Consider the following 16,602-nt stretch of genomic DNA (forward strand, 5'->3'; position numbering starts at 1 on the left):
GATGCGTACGCTGATCCGCTCCGCGGCGGCGCTGGCCGCCGCCGGGCTCGCCTTCACCCCGGGGGCCGCCGCGGCGGCGCCGACTCCCTCGCCGGGCGCGGCCACCGTCACCAAGGCCGGCACCTCGTTCCTGACCGCCACCGCGATCACCCCCGGCCAGCCGGTCCGGGTGGGCGCCTCCACCGGCGACCACCTCTACTGGTCGTTCCGCGCCGAGGCGGGCCAGGTCCACGAGGTCACCGCTACGGTCTCCTTCGCCAAGGCGCGCACCGGCGCGTCCACCTGGACCGTCGACGTCTTCGACGGGCTGCGCCGCCGCCAGGCGTGCACGGCCGGCGCGCAGACCCCGACCGCGGCGGCGACCGCGACCAGCGTCGCCCCCGGCTGCACGCTGCGCCGGGTCCGCCCCTGGGCGGAACCGTGGTCCGGCGACCCGCTGCCCGGCACCTACTACCTCCGGCTCTCCGTCACCGACCTGCCCGAGCCCGACCTGGGCCTGCCTGTCGAGGTCGACCTGCTGGTCGGCGCGGACGCCGAGGGCGGCGGGTCGGGCGACGACGGGGAACTGGAGGCGCCGCTGGTGCCGAACACCAGGGCCGGCCAGGTGCTCACCGCCGAGCCCGCCCCCGAGCCGGTCGCCGAGGAGGAGGGCGGCCTCACCGGCTGGCTTCCGGAGCCCGGCTCCCGGTGGGTGTGGACCAGCGTGGGCGGCGTGCTCGCCGCCGTGGCGGGCGTCGTGGGCTTCGCGCTCACCCGCCGGCCCCGCCGCCCCTGAGCCCGCGACCGGTGGCCGCCGTGAACCCGACGCGGCGGCCACCGGAAGCGCGGGTCAGAAGGTACGCGGGCCGCGCGGCACCCAGCCGATGAAACGCTCCTGGAGCGAGGAGACCGGGGCGGCGCGCAGGTCCTGCGAGGCGGCGGCCAGGCAGGAGCCGAGATAGACGCTCAACGAGGCGCGGTCCACCTGGTACTCGTCCAGCAGTTGCCGACGTTTGGTGGCGCAGGGCCAGTCGTCGCCACAGGAACCACAGGTCCAGTCGGGGGTCACGGGGGCGTGCTCGCCCGGTCGTGATTCCGACGCCTTCGCGCCAGACGTCATCGGCCGATCCTCTCGTCAACGGACGCGTGCTTGTGGACGGTCGCCTCCCCGCAACGACCCAACAGCGCCCCGAAACGCTCCGGCGTTACACGGTTGCGGTACGTTTCCGCGTCATGCGGGACCTTCTGCCGCCCGAGGTCGCCGTGGCGGTGGCCGCCGCCGCGGACTGGACCGGCGCGCTGCTCCCGGCCGAGCGGGCCTGCCTGGGCGAACGCGCCGTGACCAGCCGCCGCCGGGACTTCACGGCCGGCCGGGTCTGCGCCCGCCGGGCGCTGGCCGGGCTCGGGCTGCCGGCCACGCCGGTGCCCGCGGCCCCCGACCGCGCCCCGGTCTGGCCGGCCGGCGTGGTCGGCGCCATCACCCACACCCGGGACTACTGCGCGGCCGCCGCCGCCCGCGCCACCGAGGTCCGCGCGGTGGGCCTGGACGCCGAACGACACCGGGACCTCACCCCGGGGGTACGCCGGAAGGTCTGCCTGCCCGAGGAGGAGGCGGACCTGGCCCGGCTGCCCGCCGGGGTGGCCTGGCCGACCGTGCTGTTCAGCGCCAAGGAGACCGTCTACAAGGTCTGGCACCCGCTCGTCGGGACCTGGCTGGACTTCGCCGACGCCCGGATCACCCTCGACCCCGACGCGGGCACGTTCACGGCCCGGATCGCGCCCGCCCGGCTCGCCGCCGCTCCCGTGACCGATCCGCCGCCGTCGATAGCCGGTCGGTTCACGGTGGACGCCGAACTGGTGCGCACGGCCGCCGTTCTGGTACCCCGGTGAGGGCCTGACGGTCGCGTTGCCGGCGGCTTGTACCGTCGTGCCGACTGACGATCTCGAAGGTGCCCAAGGAGTACGGTGAGCCACCCTCAGCCTCCGTTCGGACCGCAGGACCCGAACCAGCAGCCTCAGGAACCGCCGACCCAGGCGTTCCCCACCGCGCCGATGCCGCCGGTGTCCGGCAGCCCGTACGCGCCGCAGCCGCCGGTCTCCGGCGCGCCGCAGCCGCCCACCTCGGGTGCCCCGTACCCGCCGCAGCCGGCCCCGGGTGGTGGCTACCCGCCGGCTCCGGAGTCGCCGTACGCGCCGCAGCCGCCCACCTCGGGGGCGCCGTACCCGCCGCAGCCGCCGACCTCCGGCGCGCCGTACCCGCCACCGGGCGCCGGGCAGCCGCCGTACCCGCCGGCCGGGGGCGCGGCGTTCCCGCCGCCGCCCGGGCAGTACCCGCCGCCCCCGGGCGAGGCGTACCCGCCGACCGGGCCGTACCCGCCCGCGCCCGGGCAGTTCGGCCCGCCGGCCAAGAAGTCCAACAAGAACGTCTGGATCACCGTCGGCATCGTGGTGGCGGTCATGCTGCTGCTCTGCTGCGGCGGCGGCATCTTCGCCATCTACAGCGGCGCGAAGAAGACCAAGGACGCCATCGACAACCTGCCCACCCCGGGGGTCACGTACAGCAACCCGGTCGACGACTCCCCGACCGGCGGCACCTCGGCGACGCCCGATCCGGGGAAGACCGACAGCGAAACCTTCAACATGCCGTCCGGCGACACCCTGATCGTCAACGACGACGACGGCACCGTCGAGATCACGGTCGGCAACTTCCGGACCAAGGACAAGGCCTGCCAGGAGTTCATGCCGGCGCCGAAGAACGGCATGTACCTGATTGCCGACGTGACCGCCGAGGTCACCAAGGGCACCGGCTCGATCAACCCGTTCTTCTTCAAGTGGGTCGGCTCCGACGGCGCCGAGGAGAGCGGCGTCGGCGGCGCCTTCTCCGGGTGCGGCAAGCTGATGGGCTCGGGCAACAACCTGCCCACCGGCAGCAAGCGCAGCGGCCAGCTCATCTTCGACGTCAAGGACAGGAACGGCACGCTGGAGTACGAGCACCACCTGCGTACCGCGGGCTCCTGGAAGCCCTGACCCGCGACGCCCTCGCACGCGGCGGAGGCCGCCCGGCTTTCCGGGCGGCCTCCTTGTCTGTTCGGACATTTCCATGTGCGAACGTCGGCGACGCGCCGATAGGAAGAACGGATGGCCCACGAGACGACCATCCCGCTGCTGCCGTGCCGGTCCCTGGACGACGTCGGACCCTTCTACCAGGCACTCGGCTTCGAGGTCACCTACCGGCAGGCGCGACCCAACCCGTACCTCGCGCTGCGCCGCGAGGATCTCCACCTGCACTTCTTCGGGATGCCCGAGTTCGACCCGGCCACCTCGTACGGTTCCTGCCTGGTCGTGGTGGACGACCTCGTCGCAATCCACCGGGACTTCGCCGCCGGCATGCGAGCGGCCTACGGCAAGGTGCTCGTCTCCGGGGTGCCGCGGATGACCCGGCCGCGGGTGCGGAAGAACTACGACGGGCACGGCGGCTTCAGCATCGTCGACCCCGGCGGCAACTGGATCCGGTTCGTGGCCCGCACCGCGCCCCCGGCCGGCGACGGCGTGACCGGGCGGCTGGCGCGGGCACTGGAGAACGCGGTGGTGCAGGCGGACTCGCGTGGGGACCACCGCCAGGCCGCCCGGATCCTCGACACGGCACTGTCCCGGGCGGAGGCAGCCGACGACCCGGTCGTCCATGTCGAGGCGCTGGCCTACCGGGCCGAGCTGGCCCTGGTGCTGGACGAGCCGGCGGTTGCCCGGGAGTTGTTGGAGCGGGCGGGGTCGGTTCGGCTGGGCGAGGAGAGCCGGGAGCGGCTGGCCGCGACGCTGCGGCACGCGGCGGAGCTTGCCGCGGACCTCGATTAACCACATGGGCCGCGGCCCGCACCAGCCGGCGAGCCTCGGGTTTCAGCGCCCGAGGGCCGGGGACGCCGCTGGCGGTGGGGCGCGACGGCGCCCACTGGCGACAGGGGAGGCGGCATGAGCGTCGAACGGGCGAAGGACGACCTCGAGGATCTGGCCGGCCCGGCCCGGGCCCGGTTGGGCGACATGACCCGGGACGAACGGTCCGAGGCGGACGAGGTGCGGCGCCAGGACGAGATCCGGGGCAAGCGGCCCGGTGAGCACGTCCAGCAGGACGCCCGGGACGCGCGGGACGACTTCTCCGGCTGAGGTGTCCGGTCTCGCCCGGCCCCGGTGGCGAAAACCCACCGGGGCCACCGCCCCGTGAGCGGCTGACGGTTCGCGACCGGTCGCCGGTCCGCCCTGCACCCGGCTGACCAGCGTTTCCGGTGAGCCGGACAGCGGATAGCAACTCGTCGCTCCGGGCAACCGCTTTCTGCAGCCCTGCCGGGGCGCTCGGAAGGACCAACTCCGGGACGTTGATGCGCTGCAAGCGAAGTGCGACGGACAGTCGACTCAGGTGGCGAGCCGCCTGAGGTTGCAACTCAGAAGCGACGACTGACCGGACCGCCGGGCCTATCCGCGCCCGGCGGACTCACCTCGTCGGCGGTAGGAACAGGTGTCCGTGCCAGGCGCCCCGGGCGGTACGCGCGGCCACCGTCACCCAGGCCGCCACCAGCAGGCCGTACAGCAGCACCGCGAGGGTGGTCAGCATGGCCGAGCCGGACCGGGTGGCCAGTCCGGTGACTCCGGTGACCAGCGTGCCGACCGGGAAGGTGAAGCTCCACCAGGTGAGCGAGAAGGGCAGCCCGGCGCGCGCGGTGCGTAGTGTGATCGCGGCCGCCAGGGCCAGCCAGACCAGGGCGAACCCCAGCACGGGTACGCCGTAGAGCACGGCGAGCATCTGCGCCCCGGCCGCGTACGGTTCGGGGAGCACGCCCTCGGCGGCCCGGCCGAGCAGGTGCGCCGCGGTGATCGACTGGCCGAGCGGCCCCAGCACGATCCACAGGGTGGGGACCATCCGGGCGGCGCCGACCCGGTGGACGACCAACCGGTTCCAGAGCTGCGGCAGGATGACCAGGGTCGCGACCAGGCTGACGCCGAACATCGCGTAGCAGGCGATCACCAGGTCGAGCCGGGGCTGCCCGGCCGGCAGGTGCGGCACGAGCAGCGCGCCGTTCGCGGCCGAGACCATCGGCGGCACCACCGGCATCAGCCAGCCGCCGAACGCGGCGTCCGGCCCGATCCGGTGCCGGGTCATCATCAGGTACGGGATCGCCACCGCGGTCAGCAGGCCCAGGCCGGTCCCGACGCCCCACAGCAGGAGGTCGACCGCCACGGCGGCGGACTCCCCGATCAGCGTCGGCCCGAGCAGCAGCGCACCGCCACCCACGGTCATCAGCGCCATGGGCGGCGCTCCCCAGAACTGCGCCATGACCGGGTCGGCGGCGTACCCGAGCGCGGTCTCCCGGTCCCGGCGCAGGTGCACCGCCCAGCCGGCGACCAGCGCGACGAGCAACGCCGCCGCCGCGAGCCAGACGACGGTCGCGACGAGCCGCAGCCCGGGCAGGTGCACGGGCAGACCGGCGGCGGCGGTGGCCACGATCCCGGTGCCCATCACCGAGGCGAACCAGTTCGGGCCGAGGTGGGCGGCGGTGTCCGGGCGACGCGGCAGGACGGGCGGCTGGTGCAGGCTGTTCATACGCCAACCCTCGGACCGCCGGGGCCGACCCGGTAGGCGGCGATCCCCTACCGAGCCATAACCTCTGCCTATGCCTCTGCCGCCGCAGGTGACCGACCTGAGCAGCCTCGACCTGCTGCTCTCCGTCGCCCGGCTCGGCAGCATCGGCCAGGCCGCGGCGGAACACCGCATCTCCCAACCGGCGGCCAGCGCCCGCCTCCGCCACCTGGAACGCCGGCTCGGCCTGACCCTGCTGCACCGCACTCCGCGCGGGTCCACCCTCACCCCGACCGGCGCGCTGATCGCCGACTGGGCCCGCACCGTGGTGGACGCGGCCGACTCGTTCGCCGCCGCCGTGCAGGCGCTGCGCGTCACGAAGGAGAGCCGGCTCACCGTGGCGGCCAGCCAGACCGTCGCCGAATACCTGCTCCCCGCGTGGCTCGTGGCACTGCGCGTACGCCAGCCGGACCTGGCGGTCACGCTCCAGGCCGCCAACTCCGCGGACGTGGCCGCCCGCCTCCTCGCGGACCGGGCCGACCTCGGCTTCGTCGAGGGTCCCGACCTGCCGGGCGGGCTCGACGCGGACACCGTGGCCACGGACCGGCTCACGGTGGTCGTCGCCCCGTCCCACCGGTGGGCGCGCCGGCGGCGCGGCATCACCCCGGCCGAGCTGGCCGCCGCGCCGCTGGTGGCCCGGGAGGCGGGCTCGGGCACCCGCCGGGCGTTGGAGAGCGCGCTGCGCGAGCGGGGGGTCGGCGAGTTCGCCGCGCCGGTCCTCGAACTCTCCTCGACGACGGCGATCAAGCACGCGGTCGGGGCGGGAAGTGGACCGGCCGTGCTCAGTTCGCTGGCGGTCAGCACCGAACTGGCCGCCGGCGCGCTGGTCGCGGTGCCGGTCGACGGGCTCGACCTGCGCCGCCGGCTGCGGGCGGTGTGGCCGGCGGGACGGCAGCTCACCGGGCCGGCGCGGGACCTCCACTCGATCGCCCGACGGCACGGGTGACCCGGGGCGAGCGTGCCCGGGGCTCTCGCACGCGGATGGACGAAACGACCGGCGGCCCTATGGTGGGCTGATGATCCTCGCCGATTTCGCCGGTTCCTGGTGCGGCACCAACGGCTTCCGGTTGATGCCCGCCGACCCGCTCGCCGGGTCGCCCGCCACGATCACCGTGACGACGGCCGCCGGTGGTCACCTGACCTCGGTCGCCTACTCCTGGGCACACCCGGACGACGGGCCGCAGGACGGCCTGCTCGTCGTCGGGGCCGGCGACCAGGAGGGCGCACTGGTCGCGGTGTGGGGCGACTCGTGGCACCAGCAGCCCACGCCGATGTCGTTGACCGGAGGCCCGGGACCCGACGGGACGTTCGAGCTGAGGGGCGAGTACGGCGGCGGCTGGGCGTGGCGGATCGTGTTCGACACGGCAGACGCCGAGCGTCTGCGCATGCGGATGGACAACGTGATCCCCGCCGACCAGGCCACCGCCGAGATGCCCGCCGGGCCGTATCCGGTCATGGTCGCCGAGGTCAGCCGCGCCTGACCTCGGCGCCGCTCACCCTGTCACTCGGGCGCCGTCCGCACGTGGGTGGTGAGGGTGCCCTCGTCGTCGAGGACGTGGAACATCACGCCCGGCGGGTCGGTCAGGTCGGCCGTGTTGGCCCACGTGAGCTCGTCGGTGGTGGTCCACGGCATGCGGGTCGTGGACACCACGCCGGGCGCCGCGAGCAGCGGCCGACCGGCGAACGACCCCGCGGCGGCATCGTGGGCGTGTCCGCAGAGGACCGCGGCCACCCCGGGGGCCTGCTGAACTATCGCGGCGAACTCGTCGGCGTTGCCGAGCCGGATGCTGTCGACCAGCGGGTTGTGCAGACGGATCGGATGGTGGTGCAGCCCGACGACGACGGGCGCGTCAGCCTCGGCCAGGACCCCGCGCAGCCATTCCAGGGTCTCGGGAGCGAGCCGACCGTCATCGCGGCCGGGGATGGTGGAGTCGCAGAGAGCGAACAGGACGTCACCCACCCGGTGAAGCTGGTTGATCGGCGCGTCGCCGTCGGTTCCCAACAGCACGTTCCGGTACGCCGACCGGTCGTCGTGGTTGCCGGGCAGCATGAGCACCGGAACGTCGGCGACGAGTTCGGCCTTGACCTCCTGGTACTCCGAGATCTCGCCGTGGTCGGCCAGGTCACCGGAGACCAGGATCATGTCGATGTCGCAGCCACGCAGGTAGCGCATCACCCGCCGGGTCCGGGCGAGGGCGCGTTCACCGCCGTCGAGGTGGGTGTCGCTGATGTGCGCGATGATCATCATGCACCGATGGTGCGCATCGCCGGGCCGCCGCGGTAGCACCAATCGCCCTCGGGTGGTCCGGTCATCGCACCATCAGCAGCGGCGTGCTTCGCGACCCGAGCGCCGGGCAGTGACCGGCAGGGCATCGTTGCTGGCCCGCTCTAGAGTCCAGCCGTGAACCGTCGACGGCCGAGCCGAACCCTCCTGCGGCTGTTCTCGATGTTCGGCCTGGTCTTCGCGATCGCGCTCACGGCGCTGGCGACCTGGTCGATGGCGGACGACCGTCGCGGATCAGAGACGGTCGCCAAGGTGCTGGACGTCGAGCATCGCGGAGCGAGAACCTTCCTGACGGTTCGGTACACCACGAGTCATGGCGAGGTGTGCCAGGCGGACTTCCGCGTCTCGGTCGACGCGAACCGGGCCGTGAGCACCGGCGACCGCATCCGCGTCCGTCACGCCAGGAGCGACCCGTGCCTCAGAGTGCGTGAGGTCGGCGATCAATCCGGCTGGCTGATCATCCTCGTCGCCGTGGCACTCCTGATCACGTTCGGCATCCTGACCTACCTCTCGTGGCGTCGGCCCCGCCCACCGCTCCCACTCCGATACGCGGGCATGCCGTAGCGACACGGACGAGGTCGGCTTGAGCCGGGTCCGCCGGCAGCCTGCCTGTCGACTGACGCGCGACGCGTCCGCCAACCGATCCGCGCCCACCTCAGCGCGTTGACCGCGGCAGATCCGGACGTGCCGAGGTACTCGTAGCCGATGCCGGCCAGGGTGCGTCGCAGAATCCGGGCTCGTGGCGGGAGCGAGCGGATGACGAGGGTCTGGGTCAGCCTGGGGCAAGGAGGCAGAACTCGTTGCCTTCCGGGTCGGCGAGGACCGTCCACGGGATATCGTGATCCAGGTCGATGGCGGCAGCGCCAAGCGTCCGCAGCCTGGCCGCCTCGGCCTCCGGGTCGTCACCCGGGTATGGGCGGACGTCGAGATGGACGCGGTTCCACACGGTCTTCACGTCGGGTGTGCGGATGAACTGCAGATATGGACCGACGCCCTTGGCGGAACGCAGTAACGCGTTGTGGTCGGTCACCTCGTGCAGCGTCCAGTCCATGGCCTTGCCCCAGAAGCCGGCCATGGCTCGCGGATCGGCGCAGTCGACCACTACCGCGGCGATCGGTCCGGTGTCTCGGTAGAGCGGTCGGGGGTCCAGCACGCAGAACTCGTTGCCCTCCGGGTCGGCCATGACCGTCCATGGCACGTCGCCCTGGCCTACGTCGGCGGATGTTGCGCCGAGATCCTTCAGGCGCGTGACCACCTCCGCCTGATGGGCCGCCGAGGTGGTGGCGAGGTCGACGTGCACGCGGTTCTTCACCGTCTTGGGTTCCGGGGAAGCGATGAGGTCGAGGCAGACGGCGACGGGGTCGGGGTAGACGAAGCCCTCAGGTTCGAGGTTGGTCACGCCGGGGCCCTCGCTGGAGACTCCCCAGCCGAGCGCCTCCGCCCAGAAACCGCCCAGCGCGGAGTCGTCCCGAGCCTTCATGTTGACCTGAACAAGCCGCGTTGCCATGCCGACGATGCTAGCCGCAGTCCTGCACATCAAGATCAGCCGTACTTGTCTCGGCATGAGAGGAGGTTGCGACGCCGTGAGCTGCTGTACAAGATCAAAAAGGCCGTCTCCCACCACGGGAAACGGCCTTCGAACTGGGTGGAGCTGAGGGGATTTGAACCCCTGACCCCCTCGATGCGAACGAGGTGCGCTACCGGTCTGCGCCACAGCCCCTCCGCTGGCGTACCAGCGTCGGTCCCACCCGGCTTGCACCGGGCGGGCCGGCGACAAGGCTAACAGGTTCCGCGCCTCCGAAGCGAACCACCCCGCCGCCCGAGCAGATCTTGGAGGGAAAAGGCCCCCAGAGGGGCCCAAACCCTCCAAGATCCACGGCGGAGCTCAGGCGGGGGCGTAGGTCAGGTTGAGGACGCCGCTCTTGAAGGTGGCGCTGTCGAGCAGGCGCAGGGGGCAGGTCGGCGTGTCCTCGAAGAGGCGCTGGCCGCGTCCCACGGCGATCGGGTGGACCAGCAGCCGCAGCTCGTCCAACAGCCCGTTGGCCAGCAGCCACCGGACCGTCGTGGCGCCGCCCGACATGGCGATCTCCTCGTCGGTCTGCTCCTTGATCTCCCGCAGCCGCGCCGCGACCTGGTCGGAGTCGCCGGAGATCAGGTGCGAGTTCTGCCAGGTCGTCTCGGTGAGGGTGTTGGACAGCACGTACTTCGGCACCGAGTTGATGAACGACGCGAAGTCGATGTCGTCCCCGGTCTGGTTCGGCCAGTACTCCGACCACTCCTGGTACTGCGTGCGCCCCATCAGGAACGCCGTGGTCGCCTCCACCCCGCGGCCGACGGCGGCGCCCATCTCGTCGTCGAAGTAGGGGAAGTGCCACTGGTCGGGCCGCTCCACGACACCGTCCAGCGAGATGAAGAAGTTCGACACGATCTTGGCCATCACGGGCTCCCCTGTCCGCGGCCGGCTCCGCACCGGCCCTCACCAACCCGTCGGACGAGACCCGCCGGATTCGACAACACCGGCAGAAAAACTTTTTAGGCGCCCCGCCCGCTCTGGTACGGCCGCCCCCGCAGGCCACCCGCCCGGCGGTAGGAAACCGAGCCGCCGCTCGCCGCGGGCGGCAGGTCCGCGGGCCGGTCCAGCCCCATGGCGGTACGCCGGACCGCCTCGCGCTGAGCCGCCAGCCGGCGCTGCGCCTCCCGCCGGGCGGCGGCACGCCGCGCCTGCTCGCGGCGCACCTCGGCCTGGCGGGCGGCCAGCCACGCCGCCTCCCGGGCCTCCGCGCGCCGCCGCCGGCGCTCGGCCAGGGCCCGCTGCCGCAGGTGTACGACGTACGCCACGAGCAGGGCGCCGGTGACCGAGACACTGATCCAGAACCCGGGGCTGACGAGCACCACGCCGATCAGTTCGACGAAGTTGAGCAGCAGCAGCGCGGCGAGCACCCGGCGCCGGCGGTAGATCGCCGGGGTGTGCTGCCGGCGCTTCGGCGGGTGCCGTCGGCGGGACCTGGCCGGGGCGGGCTGCACCGACCGGAGCCGGCCCGAGCGACGGCGGGCGGGCGGCGCCGACACCGGCCGGGCGAGACCACCCGTACCGGAGTCTTCACTGAGGGTGACGACGAGGGAGCGCGGCGGGTGCACCGGCCGCCGTCCGGGCACGGTGCGACGCCGACGGCGGCGCTGGAGCACCCGGGCCGTCGACTGCGCCCGCTCCGCCACTAGCCGCTCGGTGGCGTCGTACCGGCGGACCAGCGCCGGCGCGAGGGCGAGCAGACCGGCGGCGGCGAGGACGGCGAGGAGCACCGAGGTCGGCACCCTCACCCCTCCCGTCACCAAGTTCGGGGCGAGCGCCACACGACCGCAACTTCTTCCGTCGCCCGTCGTTTACGGCGCAGATCGTGCGGGCAGGCAGCGCTTGCCACAGCTTGCAGTTACTTGAGGTTACGGGCCGCCGACCCACTTCACCGTGCGCCGCGCCGGGCGTGGCGGGTGGGACGCTTCACCCGCGCTTGTCACGTACGCGGTGCCACCGGGCCAGCAGGCCGCCCTCGGCGGCCACTTCCTCACTGGTCATCGCGTATCCGATGTGGTCCCGCCAGGCGCCGTCGATGTGCATGTAGCGCACGTGGTAGGCCTCCTCGCGGAAGCCGAGCTTCTCCACCACCCGGCGGGACGGCTGGTTCTCCGGCCGGATGTTGACCTCGATCCGGTGCAGCCCGCCGGGGCCGAACGCGTGGTCCACGGCCAGGGCCACCGCCGTGGGGATGACACCGCGACCGGCCACTCGGGAGTCCACCCAGTAGCCCACGTAGCCGGAGCAGAACGCGCGCCGCACGATGCTGCCCACGTTGAGGTGGCCGACCAGCCGCTCCTCGCCGTTCTCGCGCAGGCAGACCGCGAACGGCATGCCGTCGCCGGTCCGCGCGGACCTCCGCTGGTCGGCGTGGACGTAGCGGAACGCGGACGGCGAGTTCGTCTCGTCCCAGCTGCCCGGCAGGTGGGACTCCCAGGGGGACAGCCAGGCCCGGTTGGCCCGCCGGATCTCCGACCAGGCCAGCGCGTCGGATCGCCGGTACGGCCGCAGCACCACCGGACCGTCCACCAGCACCGCCGGCCATCCTGGCGGCCGTCGGAACCAGCTCACCGGCGCCGATCCAACAGGAGCACGTCCACCGTGGAACCCGCCGCCGCAGTGGTGACCCGCTCGCCGAGGACGAGCAGCCCGTTCGCCTCGGCCAGGCCGGACAGGGTGAACGGCCCACCGGCGAGCGGCTGCACCGTGTAACCCCCGCCGCGCCGCTCGGCGACGTGCGCCGGGCGGAACTCGCGCAGCCCCACCGGGGACGAGACCGTCTCCAGCAGGTGCGCCCGGACGCTGGGCCGGAACACCGGCTCGGCGCCGGCCAGCAGCTGGATGGCGGGACGGGCCAGCACCTCGAAGCCGATCAGCGCCGCGCCGGGCTCACCGGGAAGACACACCACCGGCACCTCCTCGGCGCCGACCGTACCGAATCCGAGGGCCGTTCCGGGATAGAGGGCGACCTCGCTGAAGGTGACCGGCCCGGCCCGGCCGCCCTCCTTGCGGGACAGGATCCGGCGGACCATGTCGCCGGGGCCGGTGCCCGTGCCGCCGGTGGTGATGATCAGGTCGGCCCGCAGGGTCTGGTCCTCCAGCAGGCCGCGCAGCGCCTCCGGGTCGTCGTCGCAGATCCCGACCCGGTACGCCAGCGCGCCCGCCTCGGCCGCCGCGGCGGTCAGCGCGTGCGAGTTGGTGTCCACCACCTGGCCGGGCTGGCTGCCCCGGCCCACGTCGACCAGCTCGTCGCCGGTGGCCACGATGACCACCCGCGGGCTGGGCCGGACCACCACGTGCCCGATGCCGGTGGCGGCGAAGACCGCGACCAGGGCGGGTGAGACGTACGTGCCGGCGCGGGCGAGCAGCGTGCCGGTGGGCAGTTCCTCGCCGGCGCGGCGGACGCCGTACCCCCGCTTGGGGGCGCGGAAGATCTCCACGGCGGCCATGCCCTGGTCGGTCCACTCCACCGGGACGACCACGTCCGCGCCGATGGGCAGCGGCGCGCCCGCCGCCACCGAGAAGCAGGAGCCGGGGGTGAGCCGCACCGGCCGCCAGCTCGCCGCGCCCAGGTCGCCGACCACGTTGAGCCGGATGCTGCGACCACCGGGGATACCGGAGGGGGCCGGGACGTAGCCCGGCCCCCGGCTCCCTCCGGAGATGTCCTCCCAGCGCGCGGCGTACCCGTCCACCGCCGCCTGGTCGAAGGCGGGGTACGAGTGCGGCGCGACCACGTCCTCGGCGAGGACGTTGCCGTACGCCTGGGTGAGGTCGAGGTCGAGCGGAGGCAGCGCCCGTAACCTGCGCAGCACGCTGCCCAGGTAGTCGGCGAGCGGCGTCAACTCGTTCGCGGCCGCCTCGGCGTCGGCCGTCGCCGTCATGTACGGGCACCGCCGGACGCGTCACGGATCCCGTTCAGGATGGCCGCGCTGACGGTCTCGTCGCCGTTGTTGACGAACTCGGTGAGCCACTTGCGGAACTCGGCGCCCAGGTCCTCGCGCTCGACGGCGATCTGCACGACGGTCTGGAGATAGCCGAGCGGCATGCCGGTGTCGTAGCGGGTGCCCCGGTAGACGATGGCGTGCACCGGCACCCCCTCGTTGCGCAGGATCTCCATGGCGTCGGTCAGCTGGATCTCGCCCCCGCTGCCCGGCTCGGTGCGCCGGATCGCGTCGAAGATCTTCCCCGGGAGCACGTACCGGCCGAGGACGGCGAGGTTGCTCGGCGCGTCCTCCGGCTTCGGCTTCTCCACCATGCCGGTGACCTTGACGACCTCGGCGAGGTCGCCGAACTCGTCACCGGCCGGCTCGACGGAGGCGATGCCGTAGCGCGAGGTCTCCGCCGGGTCGACCTCGAAGAAGGCCAGCACGATGCCGCCGGTGCGGGCCTGGAGCTCCAGCATGGCCGGCAGCAGCGGCTCGGACGGCTTGACGAACTCGTCGCCGAGCAGCACCGCGAAGGGCGCGTCGCCGACGTGCGACTCGGCGTACCCGACGGCGTGGCCGAGGCCGAGCTGCTCGGGCTGGCGGCAGGTGTAGATCTCGGCCAGCTCTTCGGGGCGGCGTACGGCCTCCAGCAGGTCCGGCTTGCTCTCCAGCCGCGCCTCCAGGTCGGGCCGGCGGTCGAAGTGGTCCACCATCGACGTCTTGCCGCGCCCGGTGACCAGCAGCACGTCGGTCAGACCGGCCTGGGCGGCCTCCTCGACGATGTACTGGAGCACCGGCCGGTCGACGACCGGCAGCAGCTCCTTGGGGACCGCCTTCGTGGCCGGCAGGAACCGGGTGGCCAGGCCGGCGGCCGGGATGACGGCCTTGACCGCGCGGGAGCGACCGGTCGCGGCGGTCGCTGAGGGGCTCGCTGAGTGCTCCGACATGTCGCGAGACTATCGGCCACGGCTCTGCCGCGGCGGGTGAGGACCGGAAGACGCGCCGCCCTGTGCGACCGGCGCGGCGTCCACGGCGCCGGCCCGGGGCAGTCCGTCGGGCGGGCTGACGGCCGCCGCCACCACGGGGATCTCCTCGGTGGGGACCGGGTCGGGGGCCTGGGCCAGCCGGTAGCCGTCCCGGCCGGCGGCCTTGGCCGCGTAGAGCGCGTCGTCGGCGGCGTCGAGCACCTGCTGGCCGCCGGCCGCGTGGTCCGGGTAGACGGCGATGCCGATGGAGACGGTGACGGGCACCCCGATGGGCTCTCCGTTGTGCCCCTCCACCCGCACCGGCTGGTCCCGTACCACCGAGCCGAGCCGCTCGGCGACGATGGTGGCGCCCCGGGCGTCGGTCTCCGGCAGCAGCACCACGAACTCCTCGCCGCCCTGCCGGAACGCCAGGTCGACCTCGCGGATCTCGCCGCGTACCCGGCGGGCGAACTCGACCAGCACCGCGTCCCCGGCGGCGTGTCCCCAGGTGTCGTTGACGTCCTTGAACCGGTCCAGGTCGAGGGCGAGCACGCTGAGCATCCGGCCGAACCGGTTGGCGCGTTCCACCTCACGCCGGATCGACTCGCGCAGGTAGCGGTAGTTCCACAGGCCGGTCAGAGCGTCGGTCAGGGAGAGCCGCTGCGCCTCCTCGTGCACCCGGACGTTCTCCACCGCCACCGCCGCGTGGCCGGCGAAGGTCCGCAGCGTGACCAGGTCGCCGTCGTCGAACTCGTCCGCCCCGGGCCGGTCGTAGAGGGCCAGCACACCGAGCGCCCGCGAGCCGGGGTCGTCGGACGACGGCTCCAGGTCGCGGCGCGGCTTCAGACGCGCCGAGCTGAAGCCGTCGGAGTCGGCTGGGGGGTGGCCGGGCCGGTCCGGGCCGCCGCGCGGTTCCGCGCCGCGGGGCGCGGCGAACGGCACCGCCACGTACGTCTCGCAGGACGGTTCCCCCGTCGGCGGGTCCGCCGGCTCCCACCGGCCGCGCAGCGGCTCCCCGGTGGCGGCCACCGTGCCGAGCACCCCGGCGCCGACCGGCACCCGCAGCGTCGAAGGATCGGCCGGGTCCTCGGTCGGCCAGCGCCCGTCCAGCCCTTCGACGCACTGGCCGACCAGCACGCCGTCGTCGTCGAGCAGCAGCACCGCGCCGGCCCGCGCGCCCGTGGCGGCGATCGCGCTGTGCAGGATCACCCGCAGGATGCGTTGCAGGTCGTGGGTGCTGGCCAGGGTGTCGCCGAGCACGGCCAGGTGGCCGCGGAGCTGGTCCCGGCTGCTGGTCAGCGCGGCCACGTAGCTGCCGGTCTCCCGGGTCATCCGGTTGAAGGCGCTGGCGAGCCGCCCGATTTCGTCCCGGCTGCGGACCGGCACCCGGGCGGTCAGGTCGCCGTTCGCCACCCGGTCCACCGCGCCGGCCAGCTCGACCAGTGGCCGGGTGGTCACCCGGGCCAGCCGCCAGGCGGCCAGCACGGCCAGCAGGGCGGCCAGCACCACCGCGCCGACCAGGGCGGCGTAGAGGCCGGGCGGGCGCTCCCCCGGCACCGAGAGCACCAGCGGCAGCGGCTGGCCGGGGGACGGGCCGACCCGGCGCACGTACCGGCCGCCGGCGGTCCCGGTCACCCGGTCCCCGTCCGCCTCGCGGGCGGCGGCCAGCACCGCTGCGCGTACCTCCCGGTCCTCGGTCGTGTGGGTGATCCGGCCCGGGTCGTCGAGGAGGGTGACCTCGACGCCGGTCACGGCCGCGAGCCGCGCCACGAAGGCCGGGTCGACGGGCTGCGCGGCGGCGACCGTGCCCAGGTCGGCACCGGCGGGGTCGCGGATCCGGACCCGGGCGGCGAGCGCGCGGACCGGGCCGGTCGCCGCGTCGGCGGCGCAGTCCTGCCAGGGCCCGGCCGGGCCACCGATGGTGGCGTAGCTGGTCCGGCCGGCGGTGTCGGCGATCTGCACGGCGGCGGCCAGGCCCCGGCCGACCACCTGGTCGGCCGCGCGGGGCCGGGCGGCCGGGTCGGCGACGAGCGCGACCGCGTCGGCCGCCGCGCGAAGCTGTTGACAGAGGGCGTCGACGGAGGTACGCACCCCGGCCGCCGCCAGGCCCAGCCGCTCGGTGGCGCGACCGCGGTCGACCGCGCTCAGGGTGGAGCCGACGAAGAACGCGCCGAGCAGGACGGGGCCGAGCACCACTGTGAGGAACGCCGCCGTCAACCGCCCGCGTAGCGTCAAGCTTCCCCCCGGAAGTT

General features: G+C 73.8%; 18 protein-coding genes and 1 tRNA gene. 8 read left to right on the top strand and 11 right to left on the bottom strand.

The features are described from left to right. The first annotated feature begins 1 nt into the window (after position 1). Positions 2-775, top strand: a complete 774-nt coding sequence (locus IEY96_RS01695; RefSeq protein WP_189193019.1) for a peptidase — start codon at positions 2-4, stop codon at positions 773-775. Positions 776-829: 54 nt separating this feature from the next. Here IEY96_RS01695 and IEY96_RS01700 read toward each other — a convergent pair whose 3' ends face one another. Continuing rightward, a complete protein-coding gene (locus IEY96_RS01700) occupies positions 830-1,048 on the bottom strand; it encodes a hypothetical protein (protein WP_373293494.1) in 219 nt (72 codons plus the stop codon). 164 nt (positions 1,049-1,212) lie between these two features. On the opposite strand from IEY96_RS01700, the gene IEY96_RS01705 reads away from it, so the two are divergent. The 4 genes from IEY96_RS01705 to IEY96_RS01720 all read left to right on the top strand — a co-directional run bounded on the left by IEY96_RS01705 (position 1,213) and on the right by IEY96_RS01720 (position 4,137). After that, positions 1,213-1,869 carry a 4'-phosphopantetheinyl transferase family protein gene (locus tag IEY96_RS01705; RefSeq protein WP_189193021.1) on the top strand — a complete coding sequence of 219 codons (657 nt, stop codon included), beginning with the start codon at positions 1,213-1,215 and terminating at the stop codon, positions 1,867-1,869. Positions 1,870-1,944: 75 nt separating this feature from the next. Further along, positions 1,945-3,006 carry a DUF4352 domain-containing protein gene (locus IEY96_RS01710; protein ID WP_189193022.1) on the top strand — a complete coding sequence of 354 codons (1,062 nt, stop codon included), beginning with the start codon at positions 1,945-1,947 and terminating at the stop codon, positions 3,004-3,006. 111 nt (positions 3,007-3,117) lie between these two features. Further along, positions 3,118-3,831, top strand: a complete 714-nt coding sequence (locus IEY96_RS01715) for a DUF8817 family protein (RefSeq protein ID WP_189193023.1) — start codon at positions 3,118-3,120, stop codon at positions 3,829-3,831. A gap of 114 nt (positions 3,832-3,945) precedes the next feature. Beyond that, positions 3,946-4,137, top strand: a complete 192-nt coding sequence (locus tag IEY96_RS01720; protein WP_107078801.1) for a general stress protein CsbD — start codon at positions 3,946-3,948, stop codon at positions 4,135-4,137. Between the two features lie 325 nt (positions 4,138-4,462). On the opposite strand, the gene IEY96_RS01725 is transcribed toward IEY96_RS01720, so the two are convergent. After that, the gene (locus IEY96_RS01725; protein ID WP_189193024.1) at positions 4,463-5,569 is read right to left on the bottom strand and encodes a TDT family transporter; all 1,107 of its coding nucleotides are present in this window, start codon (positions 5,567-5,569) and stop codon (positions 4,463-4,465) included. 70 nt (positions 5,570-5,639) lie between these two features. Between IEY96_RS01725 and IEY96_RS01730 the strand changes: the two genes are divergently transcribed. After that, positions 5,640-6,551, top strand: coding sequence for a LysR family transcriptional regulator (locus tag IEY96_RS01730; RefSeq protein WP_189193025.1), 912 nt, complete (start codon positions 5,640-5,642; stop codon positions 6,549-6,551). Positions 6,552-6,621: 70 nt separating this feature from the next. Beyond that, complete coding sequence (locus tag IEY96_RS01735; RefSeq protein ID WP_189193026.1) at positions 6,622-7,086, top strand: DUF1579 family protein; 465 nt, start codon at positions 6,622-6,624, stop codon at positions 7,084-7,086. A 20-nt stretch (positions 7,087-7,106) separates the two neighbouring features. Here the strand turns inward: IEY96_RS01735 and IEY96_RS01740 are convergent, their stop codons facing one another. Then, complete coding sequence (locus tag IEY96_RS01740) at positions 7,107-7,853, bottom strand: metallophosphoesterase (RefSeq protein ID WP_189193027.1); 747 nt, start codon at positions 7,851-7,853, stop codon at positions 7,107-7,109. 153 nt (positions 7,854-8,006) lie between these two features. On the opposite strand from IEY96_RS01740, the gene IEY96_RS01745 reads away from it, so the two are divergent. After that, on the top strand, positions 8,007-8,453 hold the full coding sequence (locus IEY96_RS01745; protein ID WP_189193028.1) for a DUF3592 domain-containing protein: 447 nt from the start codon (positions 8,007-8,009) through the stop codon (positions 8,451-8,453). A gap of 208 nt (positions 8,454-8,661) precedes the next feature. Here IEY96_RS01745 and IEY96_RS01750 read toward each other — a convergent pair whose 3' ends face one another. From IEY96_RS01750 to IEY96_RS01785, 8 genes are all read right to left on the bottom strand, one after another. Further along, positions 8,662-9,396, bottom strand: a complete 735-nt coding sequence (locus IEY96_RS01750) for a VOC family protein (RefSeq protein WP_189193029.1) — start codon at positions 9,394-9,396, stop codon at positions 8,662-8,664. A 139-nt stretch (positions 9,397-9,535) separates the two neighbouring features. Next, positions 9,536-9,609: transfer RNA gene (locus IEY96_RS01755), tRNA-Ala, on the bottom strand. Positions 9,610-9,774: 165 nt separating this feature from the next. Continuing rightward, positions 9,775-10,326 (bottom strand): dihydrofolate reductase family protein, encoded by a 552-nt coding sequence (locus IEY96_RS01760; protein WP_189193030.1) that lies wholly within the window; start codon positions 10,324-10,326, stop codon positions 9,775-9,777. 95 nt (positions 10,327-10,421) lie between these two features. After that, positions 10,422-11,207 (bottom strand): divisome protein SepX/GlpR, encoded by a 786-nt coding sequence (gene sepX / locus IEY96_RS01765; protein WP_189193031.1) that lies wholly within the window; start codon positions 11,205-11,207, stop codon positions 10,422-10,424. Positions 11,208-11,385: 178 nt separating this feature from the next. Continuing rightward, entirely contained in the window at positions 11,386-11,994 is a 609-nt protein-coding gene (locus IEY96_RS01770) for a GNAT family N-acetyltransferase (RefSeq protein ID WP_189193032.1), read from the bottom strand. A gap of 32 nt (positions 11,995-12,026) precedes the next feature. After that, positions 12,027-13,340 carry a molybdopterin molybdotransferase MoeA gene (locus tag IEY96_RS01775; protein ID WP_189193033.1) on the bottom strand — a complete coding sequence of 438 codons (1,314 nt, stop codon included), beginning with the start codon at positions 13,338-13,340 and terminating at the stop codon, positions 12,027-12,029. Continuing rightward, a complete protein-coding gene (locus IEY96_RS01780; protein ID WP_189193034.1) occupies positions 13,337-14,332 on the bottom strand; it encodes a UTP--glucose-1-phosphate uridylyltransferase in 996 nt (331 codons plus the stop codon). Before IEY96_RS01780 ends, IEY96_RS01775 begins: the two co-directional genes overlap by 4 nt. 9 nt (positions 14,333-14,341) lie before the next feature. Then, complete coding sequence (locus tag IEY96_RS01785) at positions 14,342-16,585, bottom strand: diguanylate cyclase (RefSeq protein ID WP_189193035.1); 2,244 nt, start codon at positions 16,583-16,585, stop codon at positions 14,342-14,344. Between the last annotated feature and the right edge of the window lie 17 nt (positions 16,586-16,602).

It is taken from the genome of Micromonospora fulviviridis (assembly GCF_014648395.1).
Taxonomy (GTDB): Bacteria; Actinomycetota; Actinomycetes; order Mycobacteriales; family Micromonosporaceae; genus Micromonospora; species Micromonospora fulviviridis.